Consider the following 17,133-nt stretch of genomic DNA (forward strand, 5'->3'; position numbering starts at 1 on the left):
GTCGGATCCGTGGGAGTCGGCGTCGGATCCGTAGGAGTCGGCGTCGGATCCGTAGGAGTCGGCGTCGGATCCGTAGGAGTCGGCGTCGGATCCGTAGGAGTCGGCGTCGGATCCGTGCAGGACGGGAGGTCGCCGTTGAACGGGTAGGCGTGGATCTCCTGGCCACCCCCACCGGACGCCTCCGAGGCGTGGGTCAGGTTGCCGGTGGTGAAGAAGCGGCCGTTCATGCCCGGCATCGTCACCGTCGCCGTGCTGGCCTGGTTGCCGATGAGCACGCTGCCGGCGAACTGGGCCGTGCCCTCGAAGGTGACGCTCGTGGCGTCGGGGAAGTTCCACAGGACCCGCTCCCGCAGGCCGTCCGGCAGTTGGTTGATGTACGAGTCGACGGTTCGGTCCGCGCCGAGGATGTTGACCAGGACGGTCGCACCGGCCGGGACGCCCTCGAAGCGGATGCCCTGCGCACCGCCGCTGGTGGACTCCAGGTCGAAGTCGACGTTGAAGACCTGGAGCGCCGAGGTGCCGTCCCCCGTGAAGAGCGTCTCGTAGCCGTTGTTGACGGCGGTGCCGGTGGGGGCCCGGGAAGTCCCGTTCACATAGGCGTAGCACCGGCTCGCACCGGTGAGTTGGTCACGCAGCGGCAGGTACGGATCGGCGGCTGCGGCGTCGTGGACCGGGGTCGGGCTCACCGTGCCCGAGAGGGCACCTCCGTACCGGACGACGCCGCTGGTCGCGCCCTCCTCCGCGAGTAGACGCTGCCGAGCCGCCACCGTCAGGTCCTTGCCGACGGTGAGGAAGTCGGTGCCGTTCTCGGGCGGGACGCGCGAGCCGACCCCGGCGACACCGACGTTGTAGACGGCGGAGGCGCCCCCCCTCTTGTTCTGGTCGAAACTGCCGAGGACGACCACCTTGCCCTCGGCCTCGGCGGCGGCCTCACGGACGAGGAAGTCGCCGCCGACGAAGACGTTGATGTTGTTGTCGCGGTACACGATGGTGCCGCTGCCGTTGTCCTCGGGGTACGTCGTGGGGCAGTTGCCCGGGAGGCAGGGGCCGAGGCCGCCGGGCAGCGGGTCGGCATGGCCCGTGACGGCCAGCGTGCCGACGAGGGCGGTGGCGGCGACCGTGGACGCGGCGATGAGGGCGAGCCGGCGTCGGTCGCGCCGCCCCCCAGGGGAGATTCTTTCCATATCGGGCAATATGCAAAAAGGGTAGGGAAATGGCGACGCTCCACGCGGAGCGCCGCCGCTTTCGTACCCGTGCGGTCAGCAACAGGAGGCCACCGGGGTCAGGCGCCCTTGAGTTCCTGCCGCTGCCGGCCGAGTCCCTCGACCTCCAGCTCGACGACGTCACCGGGGCGCAGGTACGGCTTGGGCTCCGGCTGCCCCATGGCGACGCCGGCGGGGGTGCCGGTGTTGATGACGTCACCCGGGTACAGGGTCATGAACCGGCTGACGTACCGGACGACCTCCGCGACCGGGAAGATCTGGTCGGAGGTGCGGCCGTCCTGCTTCAACTCGCCGTTGACCCACAGCCTGAGGCCGAGGTCCTGCGGGTCGGGCACCTCGTCCGCGGTGACCAGCCAGGGGCCGAGCGGATTGAAGGTCTCGCAGTTCTTCCCCTTGTCCCACGTGCCGCCGCGCTCGATCTGGTACTCGCGCTCGGACACGTCGTGCGCGACCGCGTACCCCGCGACGTGCGCGAGGGCCTCCTCGTCGGTCTCCAAGTAGCGGGCGGTGCGGCCGATGACGATCGCGAGCTCCACCTCCCAGTCGGTCTTCACCGAGCCGCGCGGGACGAGCACCGTGTCGTCCGGGCCGACGACCGTGTCGGCGGCCTTGAGGAAGACGACGGGCTCGGCGGGGGTCGCCTGACCGGTCTCCGCGGCGTGCCCGTGGTAGTTCAGCCCGATGCACACGACCTTGCCGATCCGGCCGACCGGCGGACCGATGCGCAGTCCGGTGGCGTCGAGCGCGGGCAGCACGCCGGCCCCGGCCGCCGCGCGGATCCGGTCGAGGGCGGAGGCGTCGGCGAGCAGGCCGCCGTCGACGTCGTCGACGAGGGCGGACAGGTCGCGGAGCGTCCCGCCCTGGTCGAGCAGGGCGGGGCGCTCGGCTCCCGACGGGCCGACACGCAGCAGCTTCATGGTCTTCTCCCTGTGGTCGAGGTGGGTCCGGAAGGACCCTGAGGTACCCCGGCCGATGGAGTGCGGCCATCGGAGGATTGGCTGATCCTCCAAGAGAAAGGGGCGCTCTGCAAGACCCCGTTCACACCCTGGACCCTTACGGGCGAGTAGGGAGCGTCCCGGTGGCCCGCTCCCGGGACGGACCGAAGAGGAGGGCCCGCTCGACCGCGGTCCAGGTGGTGCTGGTCACGAGGTAGAGGGCGACGGCGAGCGGAACGACAGCGACCGTCACCAGGGTGACGAAGGGGAGTAGCGGCACCACCCGGGAGATCGCGCCCGCCCCCGGTGCGGACCCCTCGGGGACGAGGGGCTGGTCGGCGAGCTGCCGCTTGGTGCGGCGGTAGGAGAAGGCGGCGACGACGGCGACGAACAAGAAGAGGACGAGGTAGACCCGACCGGCCGGGCCGAGGACCCCGCCGTGGACGAGGGCGTCACCCCAGCGGTCACCGAGCGGGGCGGCGAGCAGGGTGTGCCCGGCCATCCGGTCCCCGGAGAACAGGTGGTACATGAGGAGGAAGGCGGGGGCCTGGAGCAGGCCGGGCAGGATGCCGGCGAAGGGGGAGACCTGCTCCCGGGCGTGCAACTCCGCGACTTCCCTGCCGAGCCGCTGGGGGTTCGCGGCGTGCTTCCTGCGGAGCTCGGCGAGCTGCGGGGCGATCCGGGTGCGTGCCTTCTGCCCCCGGGCGGAGGCCCGGGAGAGCGGGTGGATCGCGAGCCGCACGAGCAGGGTGAAGAGAACGATCGCAGCGGCCGTGGCCGAGGTCGCGAAGAGGGGCTGGAGCAGGTCGGCGAGTCGCTCGACCAGGGACGCGAAGACGGACATGGGAGCCCTCCGTGGGGTCTCGTCGTGCCGGGGAACGGGAAATCGGCATGACGGATCCGCGGAGGTGCGGGTGGTGCGAACGCCCCCTACGCGGCCGTCGGAAGGGGACGGCCGGGGGCCCGGGGTCGGGGTCGTCCCGCGGCGTCGGGGTCGCGCTGCGGCAGGAAGGCGGTGCGCCGCTCGCGGTCGCGGATGGCGGTGCGGACGGCGGTGGGCGGTACGGCGGGGGCCGTGGGGGCCCCGAGGAGTGCGCAGACGACGCCGGTCGCGGCGAGGGCGAAGGCGGCGGAGAGGCCCGCCCCGTCGGAGAGCAGCAGATCGGCGAGGGCCAGGAGGAAGAAGAGCGGCGCGACGGTGCGCAGGACCAGGTCCTTGACCATCCTCGCCTCCTTCGCGCTCGTGGATCTTCTCCCTCGTGGAGACGCGCGGGCGGGGACGGGAGTTCCCGGGCTCCGCTCGGGAGTTCCCGTGCGCCGAGGGGACGAGGGGGACGAGGGGATCGAGCGGGGCGCGGGGTCGCACCGGAGGACGGGGAGGAGGGACGGCGGATTCATCCGCCCGGGACCAGCTTCGCCCAGACGACGAGCCGGTGGCTGCTGCTGAACTCGGGGGTGCAGGTGGTGAGGGTGAGGTAGGCACCCGGCTCGGCGTACCCGTACGCGGGATCCACCAGCGAACGGGGCACGGGGCGGATGACTCCCACGTCCCGGGGGGAGGTCGACCGCAGCACGAGGTCGACCCGGTAGAGGTACGTCCGCACGGGGGTGCGCACGGAGATCTCGTCCCCCGGTGCGAGCCGGTTGACGTAGCGGAAGGGCTCGCCGTGGGTGTTCCGGTGCCCGGCCAGCGCGAAGTTCCCGACCCGCCCGGGCCCGGCCGTCCCGGGGTAGTGCCCGACGTACCCCTTGTCGAGGACGGACCGCTTGGTGACCCCTTCGACGACGGGAACGGCGAGACCGAGCCGGGGGATGCGCAGGACCGCCAGGGCGGCGGGTCCCCGAGGCGACGGCGTCGGGGCCGGGGAAGCGGCCCGCGGAGCCGCAGCGGTCGAAGGCCCCCCGGTGCCGGTACCGGGTGTGGTGCCGGGGCCGACCCCCGCACCGGCCGTGGGCTCCGCCCGGGACCCTCCGGATGCGCCGGCCCCTACGGAAGGAGAGATGTCCCACTCCCGTTCCAGCACGCGCACCCGTTCGCCCGCGTCGGCACGGGCCTGCCGGTTGGTCCACCAGAGCTGGTGTACGACGAGGAGCAGGACGACAAGCCCGCAGGTGACGACGGCCTCGGCACCGGCCCACAGCACACGGGCACCCCTACCGCGCCGCCCCCGTCCCTGGACGACGACCGGCACCCGCTGCCCCACCCCGGCCCGCACGCGGGGCACCATAAGCGCTGGGGCGCCAACTCTCCAGGCCCGTACAGCAGTACGGTGGGGGCCATGCGCCCCGACACGCCTGCCGACCACACCACCGAAGCCGAGCGTCTGCTGCGCACCGCGGAGCAGTACCCGGGAGACCGGGAACCCCTCTACCTCCAGGCCGCGGCCCACCGGGAGCTCGCGGGCGACCGCCCGGGGGCGACGGCCCTCTACGACGCCCTGCTCACCGGCACGCCGGCCGACCCGCACCTCGTCAGGGCGCTGAAGGCGGCGAACCTGTGGGAGTACGGGCACGAGGCCGAGGCTCGGGCGATCATCGACGGCGTGCGGCGGGCCAAGCCGCCGGAGGCGACGGCCTGGGAGGTGGCGGCGGAGACGCTGGAGGCCCACGACGAACTGGAGGCGGCGGAGGCGACCCTGACGGAGGCCGCGACCCTCCTGGTGACGTCTCCGGACGACCTCCCCCACGCCACCCGGTCGCTGCTCTCGACCCGCCACCGGATCCGCCGCATGCTGGCCCTCCCCCACGACGACGGGGACGACCTGGCGGACCGCTTGCACACGGCGGCCGTGCCGCTGGACGAGCTGCACGACCCGAAGCGGTTGTGGTCGCTGGGCTCCTCGGACCCGGCGGAACTCCAGGCGGAGATCGCCCGCCTCCGCTCCGAGTTGGGCACCTACCGCACGGCCCTCTCCCGCCCGTTCCCGGTGGCGGTCCTGCACTGGCCGGAACCGGAACTGAACGAGCTCCTCGCGGCCTACCCGGAGCTGGAGGCCGAGTACCCCACGTACCGGGCCCACCTCACCGACATCGAGGCGTCACTCCGCGAACTCGCCCAGGCCGGCACCCCCAACCTCGGCATCGTCCGCGCCACGGTCCCCTCCTATGAAGCCTTCGCCGCCTCCGAATCCGCCCGCCCCTCGAACGCGGACCTCCTCCCCCAGTACGCCACCACCCTGGCGGCCCGGGCCCGGGCCAGCGCCTGGCCGCCGCCCCGCGGCGCGGCGTGCTGGTGCGGCTCGGGGGCCACGTACGGGGAGTGCCACGGCGCGGAGTGACCGACCCCGCCCCCTCGAACCGACCCCGCCCCCTCGAACCGACCCCGCCCCCTCGAACCGACCCCGCCCCCTCGAACCGCCCTCCTCGAAGCGACCCGTTCCTTCGAACCGCCCCCGCACGACGTCGAACCGGCGCACCGCCGGGCCGACGCGGTCACCCGAAAGGCTCCCGCCGTGTCCCGCATCCCCTCCTCCGCCGTCGCCGCCGTCGCCGCCACCGGGCTCGTCGGGGGATACGCCGTCGCACGGTGGACCGGGAAGCGGCCCCTCGGCGGGGTGGTGCTCGCCCTGGCCGGCGGGGTGGCCGCGCGGGAGTGGCAGCAGGTGGGCGGGGGCAAGGTGGCCGCCGGGCTCACCGGTGCCTATGTCGCCGCGTTCGCCGGGTCCCACCCGCTCGCGAAGCGGATCGGGGCCTGGCCCGCGGTGTTCTCCGTGGCCGCCGGCATGGCCGCGGCGTCCTGGGCCGTCACCCGCGGGAAGGGGTGACGGTCCGCGCCGTCACCCGCCGGAGGTCCAGGGGGCTGCCGCCCGCTCAGCCACCCAGCGCATGGCTCGCCGTGTAGATCAAGAGGCCGGCCAGGGCGCCCACCACCGTGCCGTTGATGCGGATGAACTGCAGGTCGCGTCCGATGTTGGCCTCGATCTTCTTGGACGTCTGGTCGGCGTCCCAGCCGGCGACCGTGTCGGTGATCAGGGACGTGATCTCGTGGCGGTACGTCGTGACGACGTACGCCGCCGCGTCCTCCGCCCAGCCCTCCACCTTCGCCTGGAGTCGGGAGTCCGTCGCCAGACGGCTGCCCAGGGAGATCAGGGAGGCCCGGGCGCGGAGGCGGAGCTGGCTGTGGTCGTCCTCCGCAGCCGCGATGATCAGTGAGCGGACCGAGGACCAGGCCGAGGCGATGACGTCCTGGACTTCCGGGCGGGCCAGGACCTCCGCTTTCAGGCGCTCCACGCGGGCCCTCGTGTCCGTGTCGGCCTGGAGGTCGGTCGCGAAGTCGGTGAGGAAGCGGTCGATCGCACCGCGCGCCGGGTGGCCCGGCATGTCCCTCATCTCCGTGACGAAGCGGAGGAGTTCCTTGTACACGCGCTCGCCGATGCGCCGGTCGACGAAGCGCGGGGTCCAGCCCGGGGCACCGCCCTGGACCGCGTCCATCACCGAGTCCCCGTGGGTGACGAGCCAGTCGTGGGCGCGGCTGCAGATCAGGTCGACGGCCCGGTGGTGGGCTCCGTCGGCGACCACCCTCTGCAGCGTCTTGCCCAGGCCGGGCGCGATCTCCGCCGCTTCTGCCCGACGGGTGATCGCCTCGCCGACCACCGCCTGCACGTCCGCGTCCCGCAGCACCGTGAGCGCGCCGCGCAGGGCCGTCGCCAGTTCCGCGGTGACCCGGTCGGCATGGGCCGGGTCCGCCAGCCAGGCGCCCAACCGGCCGCCGATGCCCAGGGCGTGGAGCCGACCCCGCACGACGTCGGCGGAGAGGAAGTTCTCGCCCACGAAGGTGCCCAGTGACGCGCCCAGCTGGTCCTTCTTCGTCGGGATGATCGCCGTGTGCGGGATCGGCAGGCCCAGCGGGCGCCGGAAGAGGGCCGTCACCGCGAACCAGTCCGCGAGCGCACCGACCATGCCGGCTTCCGCCGCCGCCGCGACATAGCCCGCCCAGGCTCCCCCGCCCGCGCTCCGGGCCCAGGTGGCCAGGGCGTAGACCGCCGCGACGACGAGGAGCAGGCACGTCGCCAGCGCCTTCATCCGGCGGACGCCCCGGCTCTTCTCCTCGTCCGCCGCCGTGTACGCGAAACTCACCATCGACTCGACCTCCCTACCTCAGGGGACTCCCGGAGCTCGTCCCGAGTTCCCCCGTACATCTTCGCGATCACCGCCCCGATGTCCGGCTCCCGCACCGAGGGGGGCGACGAGGGGATGCTGCGAAGCCGCACCGCGCTCGGGGCGGGGAAGCCGCCGGTCCGCACGGGACCGCTTCCCCATGGGACTTCGCACGGTAATTGTCAGCCTTTCGGGAGTTTCGCTCGCTTACCGTGCAATATGTGATGCCATGTCCCCTTCTTCTGGTACGAACCCGGATGCGAACTGGGAACCGAGGGACCCCACCCTCCCGGCACCACGACCGGACGCACGCCCGAAGAAACGCCCCCGCCGCGTCCTGCGGGCCCTCTTCGGGCTGCTGCTCCTCGGCACGCTGCTGCTCGCCGGCGCCTTCACCGCCGGCTACCTCCTGGTGGAGATCCCGCCCGCCAACGCCAGCGCCGTCGCCCAGTCCAACGTCTACCTCTACCGGGACGGCACCCCCCTCGCCCGCGACGGCGAGGTCAACCGGGAGAACGTCCGCCTCGACCAGGTTCCGCTCACCGTGCGGCGAGCCGTGCTCGCCGCCGAGGACCGCGACTTCCACACCTCGCGCGCCGTCGATCCCAAGGCGATGGTCCGGGCCGCCTGGAACACCGTCACCGGCAAGGGCCGCCAGTCCGGCTCCACCATCACCCAGCAGTACGTCAAGAACTACTACCTGGGCCAGGAACAGACCCTCAGCCGCAAGGCCAAGGAGTTCTTCATCGCGATCAGACTGGGCCGCGAGAAGAGCAAGGAGGACATCCTCCAGGGCTATCTGAACACCAGTTACTTCGGCCGGAACGCCTACGGCGTGCAGGCCGCCGCCCGTGCCTACTACGGCAAGGACGTCGGGGGGCTCGACACCGCCGAGGGCGCGTACCTCGCCGCCCTCCTCAAGGCCCCCAGCGCCTACGACGTCACCACCCACCCGGAGAACCGGGCCAAGGCCGTCGCCCGCTGGCACTACGTCCTCGACGGGATGGTCGGCGAGGGCTGGCTCAGCCCCGCGGACCGTGCCGCCGCCCGCTTCCCCGCGCCCCGGACCGCCCGCCCCGCGACCGCCCTCTCCGGGCAGCGCGGCTATGTCGTCCAGGCCGTGGAGGAGTACCTCACCGAGCGCGGGATCCTCGACGAAGAGGCCCTCGCCAGCGGCGGCTTCCGGATCACCACCACCCTGGAGCCCGCGAAGCAGGAGGCCCTCACCGAGGCGGTCGAGGAGCGGGTGGTCTCCCGGCTCGACCCGGCCGGCGTGCCGGCCGACCGCTACGTGCGGGTCGGGGCGGCGGCCGTCGATCCGGCGAACGGCAAGGTCCTCGCCCTGTACGGCGGCGTCGACTACACCCAGCAGTACGTCAACAACGCCACCCGCCGGGACTACCAGGTCGGCTCCACCTTCAAGCCCTTCGTCTTCACGGCCGCCGTCCAGAGCGGCGCACAGACCCAACAGGGCCTGCCGATCACCCCGTACACCCTGTACGACGGCACCGACCGGCGCCCGGTGGAGGGGTGGAGCGGCAGCCCGTACGACCCGGCCAACGAGGACGGGAGGAGCTACGGGGAGATCCCCGTCGGCACCGCCACCGACCTCTCGGTGAACACCGTGTACGCGCAGATGGCGGTCGACGTCGGCCCCGCGCACGTACGGCGCACCGCGATCGCCCTCGGGGTGCCCGGCTCCACGCCGGACCTCACCGCCTCCCCCTCCATCGCCCTCGGCCCCGCCACCGCCAGCGTCCTCGACATGGCCTCGGCGTACGCCACGCTCGCCGCGCACGGACGGAACGGCACCTACTCCCTCGTCGAGGACGTCAGCCGCGACGGCCGGCACCTCGCGCTCCCGGCCGCCCGCCGCCGGCAGGCGGTGAGCCGCGAAGCGGCCGACACCACCACGGCGATCCTGCGGAGCGTCGTCGAGACCGGCACGGGCACCGCGGCCCAGGCTGCCGGGCGCCCCGCGGCGGGCAAGACGGGAACGGCCGAGGACGACAAGGCCGCCTGGTTCGCCGGCTACACCCCGGACCTCGCGGCGGTCGTCGCGCTGATGGGGCAGGACCCCGAGTCGGGCGCGCAGGAACCGCTCTACGGGGCCCTGGGACTGCCGCGGGTCAACGGGGGCGGGGCGCCGGCCGAGATCTGGGCCCGGTTCACCCGCGAAGCCCTGGCGGGGACGGCACCGCAGGACTTCGAGCTGCGGCTGATGCCGGGGGCGGAGGAGATGCCGCAGGTCCCGCCGACGCCGGACGGCCCGGAGGGGCCGCCCGGTCCGGAGGGCTGGCCCGAGACGGGCTGGGCGGGGCCGGAAGCGGCACCGCGCGGCCCCGCTCCCGTGCGCGCCCCGGACCGGGCGGCCCCTCCGGGCACCCGGGGTCAGTGACCCGAGGTCGCCTTGAGTCCCACCACGGCGACCAGCAGCAGGCAGACGAAGAAGATCCGGGCGGCGGTCGCCGGCTCGCCGAGCACCACCATGCCGAGCACCGCCGCACCGGCCGCACCGATGCCGACCCACACCCCGTACGCCGTGCCGATCGGCAGGGTCTTGGCCGCCTGGGACAGCAGCAGCATGGAGGCCACGATCCCGGCAGCGGTGAACGCGCTGGGCCAGGGGCGGGTGAAGCCTTCGGTGTACTTCATGCCGATCGACCAGCCGACTTCGAGCAGACCGGCGACGACGAGCAGGAACCAGGCCATGACGGAACACCTCCGCGAGACGGATCAACAGGGGTGCGTCGTCTTGTCGTCGACCCGGTACGGCGCGTCTCGTCGGGGTGCCCCCAGGCTAGCAAGGAACGAGCGGGGCCCCGGTGACCGTGGTCACCGGGGCCCCGGGAGGTCCCGCGCTCCTTCGCTACAGGTAGAGGCCGGTCGAGTCGGAGGTCCCCTGGAAGCGGTCCGCGGCCACCGCGTGCAGGTCGCGCTCCCGCATCAGGACGTAGGCGACGCCCCGCACCTCGACCTCGGCCCGGTCCTCGGGGTCGTACAGCACCCGGTCGCCGATCTCGACGGTGCGGACGTTCTGGCCGACCGCGACGACCTCGGCCCAGGCGAGGCGGCGGCCGACGGCGGCGGTCGCCGGGATCAGGATGCCTCCGCCGGAACGCCGTTCCCCCTCCGGGGAGTCGGTACGGACCAGGACCCGGTCGTGGAGCATCCGGATGGGCAGTTTGTCGTGCGTGTTCTCGCTCACGGAGTGAACCTACCTGTCCGGGCGGGTCGCCCGTGTCGGGGAAGGGTCACGCCTTGTTCCGCCGCGAGGAAACGATCAGCCCGACGACGGCGAGGGCCACCACGGCCGCCGGGACGACCCGCTCCAGACGGGGTGCGCCGTCCTCGTCCGTGAACCGGGCCTTGACGTCCGAGACGACCCGGTTGACGGCGACGAAGGCGCGTCCGGCGGTCTGGTCGACCGTCGAGGCGACCTTGGCCTTGGCGTCCCCGACGATCGTCTTCGGGTGCATCCGAATGCCGATCTCGTCGAGCGTGACGGCGAGCTGCTCGCGCCGGCGGACGATGTCCGCCTCGATCTGCGCAGGGGTCCTGGCCTCCGACACCGCGCTGCCTCCGTAGTCGTATTCCGGTCGTTGACGTTCAGTCTGTCAGTTCCACCGCCGCCGGGTGGCCGCAGACCCCCCATTAGGCTCTTATCGCGTACGCGAAACACTCCCGAGGAGAGCCATGAGCGAGCGACTGCAGCCCGGCGACACCGCCCCCGCCTTCACCCTTCCCGATGCGGACGGCAACGAGGTCTCCCTCGCGGACCACAAGGGGCGCAAGGTCATCGTCTACTTCTACCCGGCCGCCCTGACCCCCGGTTGCACCAAGCAGGCCTGCGACTTCACCGACAACCTGGCCCTGCTGACGGAGGCGGGCTACGACGTCATCGGCGTCTCCCCCGACAAGCCGGAGAAGCTGGCGAAGTTCCGCGAGAAGGAGAACCTGACGGTCACCCTGGTCGGTGACCCGGAGAAGACGACCCTGGAGGCGTACGGCGCCTTCGGCGAGAAGAAGCTCTACGGCAAGCTGGTGAAGGGCGTGATCCGCTCCACGATCGTGGTCGACGAGGACGGCAAGGTCGAGCACGCCTTCTACAACGTGAAGGCCACGGGACACGTCGCCAAGATCATCCGGGACCTGGGGATCTGACCCCGGACCGCACCGCGACGGGCCGCCCCGTGCCGCCGGGCACGGGACGGCCCGCGGCCCGTCCTCTCCTGCGGAGGGTGCGCGACGCGGGGCGCCCGCCCGGCGACCACCGGGCCCGCCCGCGTTCCCGTCGCGGCAACTGACGTGCGGGGCGGGCGCATCCAAGTGCCGGGGCCCCTCCCGGTACCATGGCAGGCGACGAGCGGCGGTGGCGCAACGGCTGACGCAGCAGACTTAGGATCTGTGGCCCTTGATCGGGCTTGAGGGTTCGAATCCCTTCCGCCGCACGGAAATGGCCTGCGAATCACCTTCCTGATTCGCAGGCCGTGCACATGGGGCCTCAGCCCAGCAGCTCCCGCACCACCGGCACCAGGGCCCTGAAGGCCTTGCCCCGGTGGCTGATCGCGTTCTTCTCCTCGGGCGACAGCTCGGCACAGGTCACCCGGTGGCCCGCCGGCTGGAGGATCGGGTCGTAGCCGAAGCCGTTCGTGCCGACCGGGGCGTGGCGGAGGCTGCCCTCCATGCGGCCCTCGACGACGCGCTCCGTGCCGTCGGGCAGCGCCAGGGCCGCCGCACAGGCGAAGTGGGCACCGCGGTGGGCCTCGTCGATGTCGGACAGTTGCGCCAGGAGCAGGTTCAGATTGGCGCGGTCGTCGCCGTGGGCGCCTGCCCAGCGGGCCGAGAAGATGCCGGGGGCGCCGTTGAGGACGTCGACGCAGAGGCCGGAGTCGTCGGCGACGGCCGGCAGGCCCGTGGCGCGGGCGAGGGCGTGGGCCTTCAGGAGGGCGTTCTCGGCGAAGGTGACGCCGGTTTCCTTGACGTCGGGGACGTCGGGGTACGCGTCCGCGCCGACGAGTTCGAGGTCGAGGCCCGCGTCGGCGAGGATCGCGTGGAGTTCGGTGATCTTGCCCGCGTTGCGGGTGGCGAGGATCAGACGGGTCATGTCCCCGATTATCCGGGGTCGTCCGGGGCGTCTCAGCCGGGCGTGCAGACCTTGGCCACCTCGCCCGCGGCATCGGTGATCGGGGTGAGGTCCGGGGTGGTGTCGCCGTTCCTGACGGCCGCGCGGACCGCGTCCACGCCCTTGCCGAGGTCATCGACGGCCTTGGAGAGGTCGGCGTTGCCCGTGGTGCCCCCGAGGTTGTCGAGCTCGGTGGTGATCGAGTCCAGGGACTCCTCGATCTGCGTGACGTCGTTGGAAGCGTTGGAGACGGCCTGCTGCAGGTTCTGCACGGACGTGGCTATCGCGTCGGCGGTCCTGACGCAGTCCATGGCCGTGTCGAAGGCTCCGCAGCCGCTCAGGACGGTGACGAGCGCGACGGCCGTGGCCACGGCGGGTGCGAGACGGCGCTTCAAGACGGTTCCTCCCCAGTACGGACGGGCGTGCGGGCGCACGGATCGTACCCGTGCGCCCGTTGCCCGTCATGACGCGGCCGGGGGTCAGAGGGTTCCTTCGAGCACCTTGCGCTGGATCTCGGCCAGTTCGGCGCAGCCGCCGGAGGCGAGGTCGAGGAGGGCGTTGAGCTCCTTGCGGTCGAAGGGCTCGGCCTCGGCGGTGCCCTGGACCTCGACGAAGCGGCCGTCGCCGGTGCAGACGACGTTCATGTCGGTGTCGGCGCGGACGTCCTCCTCGTAGCAGAGGTCGAGCAGCGGAACGCCGTCGACGATGCCGACGGAGACGGCGGCGACGGTGCCGGTCAGCGGCTTGCGGCCGGCCTTGACCAGCTTCTTCCCCTGGGCCCAGGCGACGGCGTCGGCCAGGGCGACGTAGGCGCCGGTGATGGCGGCGGTGCGGGTGCCGCCGTCGGCCTGGAGGACGTCGCAGTCGAGGACGACGGTGTTCTCGCCGAGGGCCTTGTAGTCGATGACGGCGCGCAGCGAGCGGCCGATGAGGCGGGAGATCTCGTGGGTCCGACCGCCGATCTTGCCGCGGACCGACTCGCGGTCGCCGCGGGTGTTGGTGGCGCGGGGGAGCATGGAGTACTCACCGGTGACCCAGCCCTCGCCGCTGCCCTTGCGCCAGCGCGGGACGCCTTCGGTGACGGAGGCGGTGCAGAACACCTTGGTGTCGCCGAAGGAGATGAGGACGGAGCCCTCGGCGTGCTTGCTCCAACCGCGTTCGATGGTGACGGGACGGAGCTGTTCGGGGGTACGGCCGTCGATGCGAGACATGGCACGAGCCTAGCCGGACATGACGGAGGGCCCGTTCCCCTGCCGGAACGGGCCCTCCTCAGGATGCGAGCGGAACGCTCACGCTCACATCAGGTCTTCGATCTCCGCGGCGATCGGGTCGGCGTCGGTGCCGATGACGACCTGGATGGCGGTGCCCATCTTCACGACGCCGTGGGCGCCGGCGGCCTTCAGGGCGCCCTCGTCGACGAGGGCGGGGTCCACGACCTCGGTGCGCAGGCGGGTGATGCAGCCTTCGACCTCTTCGATGTTGTCGATGCCGCCGAGCCCGGCGACGATCTTCTCAGCCTTGCTGGCCATGTGTTTCTCCCTGTCCGTTCCGTTCGCGAGCACGCGAATCTCGGCGCACCTGCGGTCCGCTTCGTCACCGTAACCCACGGTTGGCCCAACTTCGCGAGCGAGTGCAGCCGTTCTGCCGAATGATGACGATCACCGGCGGCCTGCCCTCTGTGGGCTCCCGGAGCCTATCGCAACTGGTCTACACCAGTCTGCAACAAGATGCGGGCCGGGCCTGTTCCCGGCAGGGAGGACGCCGATGAGCACCGACAGCGCTGCGGCACGGCCGAAGAAGCCCACCTGGGGCGGGCTCTTCCAGGGCCTGCAGAAGATGGGTCGCAGCCTTCAGCTCCCCATCGCCGTCCTTCCGGCGGCCGGCATCATCAACCGGCTCGGACAGCCGGACGTCTTCGGCGCCGACGGCCTCGGCTGGGACAACGTCGCCAAGGTCATGGCGGGCGCCGGCGGCGCGCTGCTCGACGGCAACCTGGGCCTGCCCCTGCTGTTCTGCATCGGCGTCGCCATCGGCATGGCGAAGAAGGCGGACGGCTCGACCGCGCTGGCGGCCGTGGTCGGCTTCCTCGTCTACTACAACGTGCTGCGCCAGTTCCCGGTGACCTGCCCCGAGGGCACGGCGGACATCGGCGGCGGCTGCCTGGCCCCGGGGGAGCTCTACTCCGGGTACACGTACCAGAACCCGGGCGTCTTCGGCGGCATCATCATGGGCCTGCTGGCGGCCTGGTTCTGGCAGCGGTACCACCGGGTGAAGCTGGTCGACTGGCTCGGCTTCTTCAACGGCCGCCGGCTCGTCCCGATCATCATGGCCTTCGTCGGGATCGCGTTCGCCTCGCTCTGCCTGTGGATCTGGCCGCCCATCGGCGACGCCCTGGAGAACTTCAGCGACTGGCTGGTCGGACTGGACGCCTGGGGCTCCGGCATCTTCGGTGTCGCCAACCGGGCCCTGCTGGTCATCGGCCTGCACCAGTTCCTGAACGTGCCCATCTGGTTCCAGTTCGGCACGTACACCAAGCCGGACGGGACGGTCGTCCACGGTGACATCAGCATGTTCCTCGCGGGCGACCCCAACGCCGGACAGTTCACCACCGGCTTCTTCCCGATCATGATGTTCGCGCTGCCGGCGGCGGCGCTCGCGATCACCCACTGCGCCAAGCCGCACCGGCGCAAGGCGGTCGGCGGCCTGATGCTCTCGGTCGCCCTGACCTCCTTCGTCACCGGCATCACCGAACCGATCGAGTACTCGTTCCTGTTCATCGCACCGGTGCTGTACGCGATCCACGCGGTGCTCACCGGCGTGTCGATGGCGCTGACCTGGGCGGTCGGCGTGAAGGACGGCTTCAGCTTCTCGGCCGGCCTGATCGACTACGTGATCAACTGGAACCTGGCGACCAAGCCGTGGCTGATCATCCCGATCGGCCTGGGCTTCGCGGTCGTGTACTACGTGATCTTCCGGTTCGCGATCATCAAGTTCGACCTCCCCACCCCCGGTCGCGAGCCGGACGAGCTGGAGGAGCAGATCGAGCGGGACATCACCAAGGCCTGAGCCCCGTCCCGCGCCACACGTCCCGACCGCTTTGAGGCTTTCGCCCTCCCCGTAAGGCCCGACAGAGGCCCCCGGACCTGACCGTCCGGGGGCCTTATGTCGTGCATTTCCAGCTATGACTCGGTCCACAAAATTCGAAGGTTCCTTATCTAAGTCTCACGTGCTACAACTGGTCTACACCACTCATTGGTGTAGACCACGCGGTCGAGATCGCCGCGTTCCACGGGACGTCGCCGTCACCCCCTTTCTGTCCTCTGGCGGCGCCTTGCCTTACTGGAGGAAGTTGATGAGTACGGCCACCGCCCAGGCCGCCGCTCCCGCGAAGAAGCGCGGATCCGGCCTGTTCCAGGGCCTGCAGAAGGTCGGTCGCAGCCTGCAGCTGCCGATCGCCGTGCTGCCGGCCGCGGGTATCTTGCTCCGTCTCGGCCAGAACGACGTGTTCGGCAAGGACGGTCTCGGTTGGGACAAGGTCGCCTCGGTCTTCGCCACCGCCGGCGGCGCGGTATTCGACCACCTGCCCCTGCTCTTCTGTATCGGCGTCGCCATCGGCTTCGCCAAGAAGGCGGACGGCTCCACCGCCCTCGCCGCGCTCGTGGGCTTCCTGGTCTACGAGAACGTGCTGAAGGCCTTCCCCGTCGCCGAGGCGGTCATCAACACGACCGCCAACGACGGTGTCGACGTCGCCGCGAAGTACAACAACCCGGGTGTCCTCGGCGGCATCCTCATGGGTCTGATCTCGGCTGTCCTGTGGCAGCGGTTCCACCGCACCAAGCTGGTCGACTGGCTCGGCTTCTTCAACGGCCGCCGACTCGTCCCGATCATCATGGCCTTCGTCGGCACCGCCGTGGGTGTCGTCTTCGGCCTCGTCTGGGAGCCGATCGGCAACGGCATCTCCTCCTTCGGCGAGTGGATGACCGGCCTCGGCGCCGGTGGCGCCGGCCTCTTCGGCCTCATCAACCGCGCGTTGATCCCGGTCGGCATGCACCAGTTCGTGAACACCGTCTCCTGGTTCCAGATCGGCGACTTCACCAACGCGGCCGGCGATGTCGTCCACGGCGACCTGAACCGCTTCTTCGCCGGTGACCCGAGCGCCGGAATCTTCATGTCGGGCTTCTTCCCGATCATGATGTTCGGCCTCCCGGCCGCCGCGCTCGCCATCGCGCACTCCGCCCGTCCGGAGCGCCGCAAGGCCGTCCTGGGCATGATGCTCTCCCTCGCGTTGACCTCCTTCGTCACCGGCATCACCGAGCCGATCGAGTTCACGTTCATGTTCATCGCGCCGGCCCTGTACGCGATCCACGCCGTCCTGACCGCCGTCTCGATGGCCGTCACCTGGGCCCTCGGCGTCCACGCGGGCTTCACCTTCTCCGCCGGCCTCATCGACTACGGCCTGAACTGGAACCTCGCGACCAAGCCCTGGCTGATCATCCCGATCGGCCTGGTCTTCGGAGCCGTCTACTACGTGGTCTTCCGCTTCGCGATCACCAAGTTCAACCTCCCCACCCCGGGCCGTGAGCCCGAGGAGGAGCTGGAGGACCTCACCAAGGCGTGAGTCCCGCCCGCACGACGGGAAGGGCCCCGGAACCATCACGGGATGCCGTTGGTTAATTCGGGGCCTGGCGTGACGTCGGCCTTCAAGACTCGGTTGTGGTCTTGAAGGCCGGCGTTGTCGTATGGGGTGGGTGCG

At 71.5% G+C, this 17,133-nt stretch carries 19 protein-coding genes, 1 tRNA gene and 1 riboswitch; of the genes, 7 read left to right on the top strand and 13 right to left on the bottom strand.

Annotated features, from left to right (window positions below):
- From ACFW2Y_RS16095 to ACFW2Y_RS16115, 5 genes are all read right to left on the bottom strand, one after another.
- The coding region (locus ACFW2Y_RS16095) for a choice-of-anchor A family protein (protein ID WP_384878750.1) at positions 1-1,184 on the bottom strand (1,184 nt) is incomplete at its 3' end.
- A 98-nt stretch (positions 1,185-1,282) separates the two neighbouring features.
- On the bottom strand, positions 1,283-2,140 hold the full coding sequence (locus ACFW2Y_RS16100; RefSeq protein ID WP_384878702.1) for a fumarylacetoacetate hydrolase family protein: 858 nt from the start codon (positions 2,138-2,140) through the stop codon (positions 1,283-1,285).
- Positions 2,141-2,276: 136 nt separating this feature from the next.
- Positions 2,277-3,002, bottom strand: coding sequence for a YidC/Oxa1 family membrane protein insertase (locus ACFW2Y_RS16105; RefSeq protein ID WP_384878704.1), 726 nt, complete (start codon positions 3,000-3,002; stop codon positions 2,277-2,279).
- Between the two features lie 86 nt (positions 3,003-3,088).
- Positions 3,089-3,382, bottom strand: coding sequence for a DUF6412 domain-containing protein (locus ACFW2Y_RS16110; protein ID WP_384878707.1), 294 nt, complete (start codon positions 3,380-3,382; stop codon positions 3,089-3,091).
- 170 nt (positions 3,383-3,552) lie between these two features.
- Positions 3,553-4,386, bottom strand: a complete 834-nt coding sequence (locus tag ACFW2Y_RS16115; protein ID WP_384878709.1) for a class E sortase — start codon at positions 4,384-4,386, stop codon at positions 3,553-3,555.
- A 51-nt stretch (positions 4,387-4,437) separates the two neighbouring features.
- Between ACFW2Y_RS16115 and ACFW2Y_RS16120 the strand changes: the two genes are divergently transcribed.
- Positions 4,438-5,436 (top strand): SEC-C domain-containing protein, encoded by a 999-nt coding sequence (locus tag ACFW2Y_RS16120; protein WP_384878712.1) that lies wholly within the window; start codon positions 4,438-4,440, stop codon positions 5,434-5,436.
- Between the two features lie 174 nt (positions 5,437-5,610).
- Positions 5,611-5,922 carry a hypothetical protein gene (locus ACFW2Y_RS16125; RefSeq protein WP_384878715.1) on the top strand — a complete coding sequence of 104 codons (312 nt, stop codon included), beginning with the start codon at positions 5,611-5,613 and terminating at the stop codon, positions 5,920-5,922.
- Between the two features lie 46 nt (positions 5,923-5,968).
- Here ACFW2Y_RS16125 and ACFW2Y_RS16130 read toward each other — a convergent pair whose 3' ends face one another.
- A complete protein-coding gene (locus tag ACFW2Y_RS16130) occupies positions 5,969-7,237 on the bottom strand; it encodes a DUF445 domain-containing protein (protein WP_384878718.1) in 1,269 nt (422 codons plus the stop codon).
- Between the two features lie 247 nt (positions 7,238-7,484).
- Here ACFW2Y_RS16130 and ACFW2Y_RS16135 point away from each other — a divergent pair, with 247 nt between their 5' ends.
- On the top strand, positions 7,485-9,653 hold the full coding sequence (locus tag ACFW2Y_RS16135; RefSeq protein ID WP_384878721.1) for a transglycosylase domain-containing protein: 2,169 nt from the start codon (positions 7,485-7,487) through the stop codon (positions 9,651-9,653).
- Here the strand turns inward: ACFW2Y_RS16135 and ACFW2Y_RS16140 are convergent.
- The 3 genes from ACFW2Y_RS16140 to ACFW2Y_RS16150 all read right to left on the bottom strand — a co-directional run bounded on the left by ACFW2Y_RS16140 (position 9,647) and on the right by ACFW2Y_RS16150 (position 10,827).
- Complete coding sequence (locus tag ACFW2Y_RS16140; protein ID WP_384878723.1) at positions 9,647-9,967, bottom strand: DMT family transporter; 321 nt, start codon at positions 9,965-9,967, stop codon at positions 9,647-9,649. The genes ACFW2Y_RS16135 and ACFW2Y_RS16140 overlap by 7 nt on opposite strands.
- Positions 9,968-9,999: 32 nt before the next feature.
- Positions 10,000-10,061: riboswitch (guanidine-III (ykkC-III) riboswitch) on the bottom strand.
- 63 nt (positions 10,062-10,124) lie between these two features.
- Complete coding sequence (locus ACFW2Y_RS16145; protein ID WP_030554720.1) at positions 10,125-10,463, bottom strand: co-chaperone GroES; 339 nt, start codon at positions 10,461-10,463, stop codon at positions 10,125-10,127.
- A gap of 46 nt (positions 10,464-10,509) precedes the next feature.
- Complete coding sequence (locus tag ACFW2Y_RS16150; protein ID WP_384878726.1) at positions 10,510-10,827, bottom strand: DUF3618 domain-containing protein; 318 nt, start codon at positions 10,825-10,827, stop codon at positions 10,510-10,512.
- A gap of 124 nt (positions 10,828-10,951) precedes the next feature.
- Here ACFW2Y_RS16150 and bcp point away from each other — a divergent pair, with 124 nt between their 5' ends.
- Both bcp and ACFW2Y_RS16160 read left to right on the top strand, forming a co-directional pair.
- The gene (bcp, locus tag ACFW2Y_RS16155; RefSeq protein WP_384878728.1) at positions 10,952-11,419 is read left to right on the top strand and encodes a thioredoxin-dependent thiol peroxidase; all 468 of its coding nucleotides are present in this window, start codon (positions 10,952-10,954) and stop codon (positions 11,417-11,419) included.
- A gap of 202 nt (positions 11,420-11,621) precedes the next feature.
- Positions 11,622-11,706: transfer RNA gene (locus tag ACFW2Y_RS16160), tRNA-Leu, on the top strand.
- Between the two features lie 53 nt (positions 11,707-11,759).
- On the opposite strand, the gene rdgB is transcribed toward ACFW2Y_RS16160, so the two are convergent.
- The 4 genes from rdgB to ACFW2Y_RS16180 all read right to left on the bottom strand — a co-directional run bounded on the left by rdgB (position 11,760) and on the right by ACFW2Y_RS16180 (position 13,909).
- The gene (gene rdgB / locus ACFW2Y_RS16165) at positions 11,760-12,362 is read right to left on the bottom strand and encodes an RdgB/HAM1 family non-canonical purine NTP pyrophosphatase (protein ID WP_384878731.1); all 603 of its coding nucleotides are present in this window, start codon (positions 12,360-12,362) and stop codon (positions 11,760-11,762) included.
- A gap of 32 nt (positions 12,363-12,394) precedes the next feature.
- Positions 12,395-12,775: a hypothetical protein gene (locus ACFW2Y_RS16170; RefSeq protein WP_384878734.1), complete on the bottom strand. Its 381-nt coding sequence runs from the start codon at positions 12,773-12,775 to the stop codon at positions 12,395-12,397.
- An 84-nt stretch (positions 12,776-12,859) separates the two neighbouring features.
- Positions 12,860-13,591, bottom strand: a complete 732-nt coding sequence (gene rph, locus ACFW2Y_RS16175) for a ribonuclease PH (RefSeq protein ID WP_384878736.1) — start codon at positions 13,589-13,591, stop codon at positions 12,860-12,862.
- 84 nt (positions 13,592-13,675) lie between these two features.
- A complete protein-coding gene (locus ACFW2Y_RS16180; RefSeq protein ID WP_384878739.1) occupies positions 13,676-13,909 on the bottom strand; it encodes a glucose PTS transporter subunit EIIB in 234 nt (77 codons plus the stop codon).
- Between the two features lie 235 nt (positions 13,910-14,144).
- On the opposite strand from ACFW2Y_RS16180, the gene ACFW2Y_RS16185 reads away from it, so the two are divergent.
- Positions 14,145-15,446: a PTS transporter subunit EIIC gene (locus tag ACFW2Y_RS16185; protein WP_384878741.1), complete on the top strand. Its 1,302-nt coding sequence runs from the start codon at positions 14,145-14,147 to the stop codon at positions 15,444-15,446.
- Between the two features lie 286 nt (positions 15,447-15,732).
- Positions 15,733-16,998: a PTS transporter subunit EIIC gene (locus ACFW2Y_RS16190; protein WP_384878744.1), complete on the top strand. Its 1,266-nt coding sequence runs from the start codon at positions 15,733-15,735 to the stop codon at positions 16,996-16,998.
- Positions 16,999-17,133: the final 135 nt, after the last annotated feature.

It is taken from the genome of Streptomyces sp. NPDC058877 (assembly GCF_042742855.1).
Taxonomy (GTDB): Bacteria; Actinomycetota; Actinomycetes; order Streptomycetales; family Streptomycetaceae; genus Streptomyces.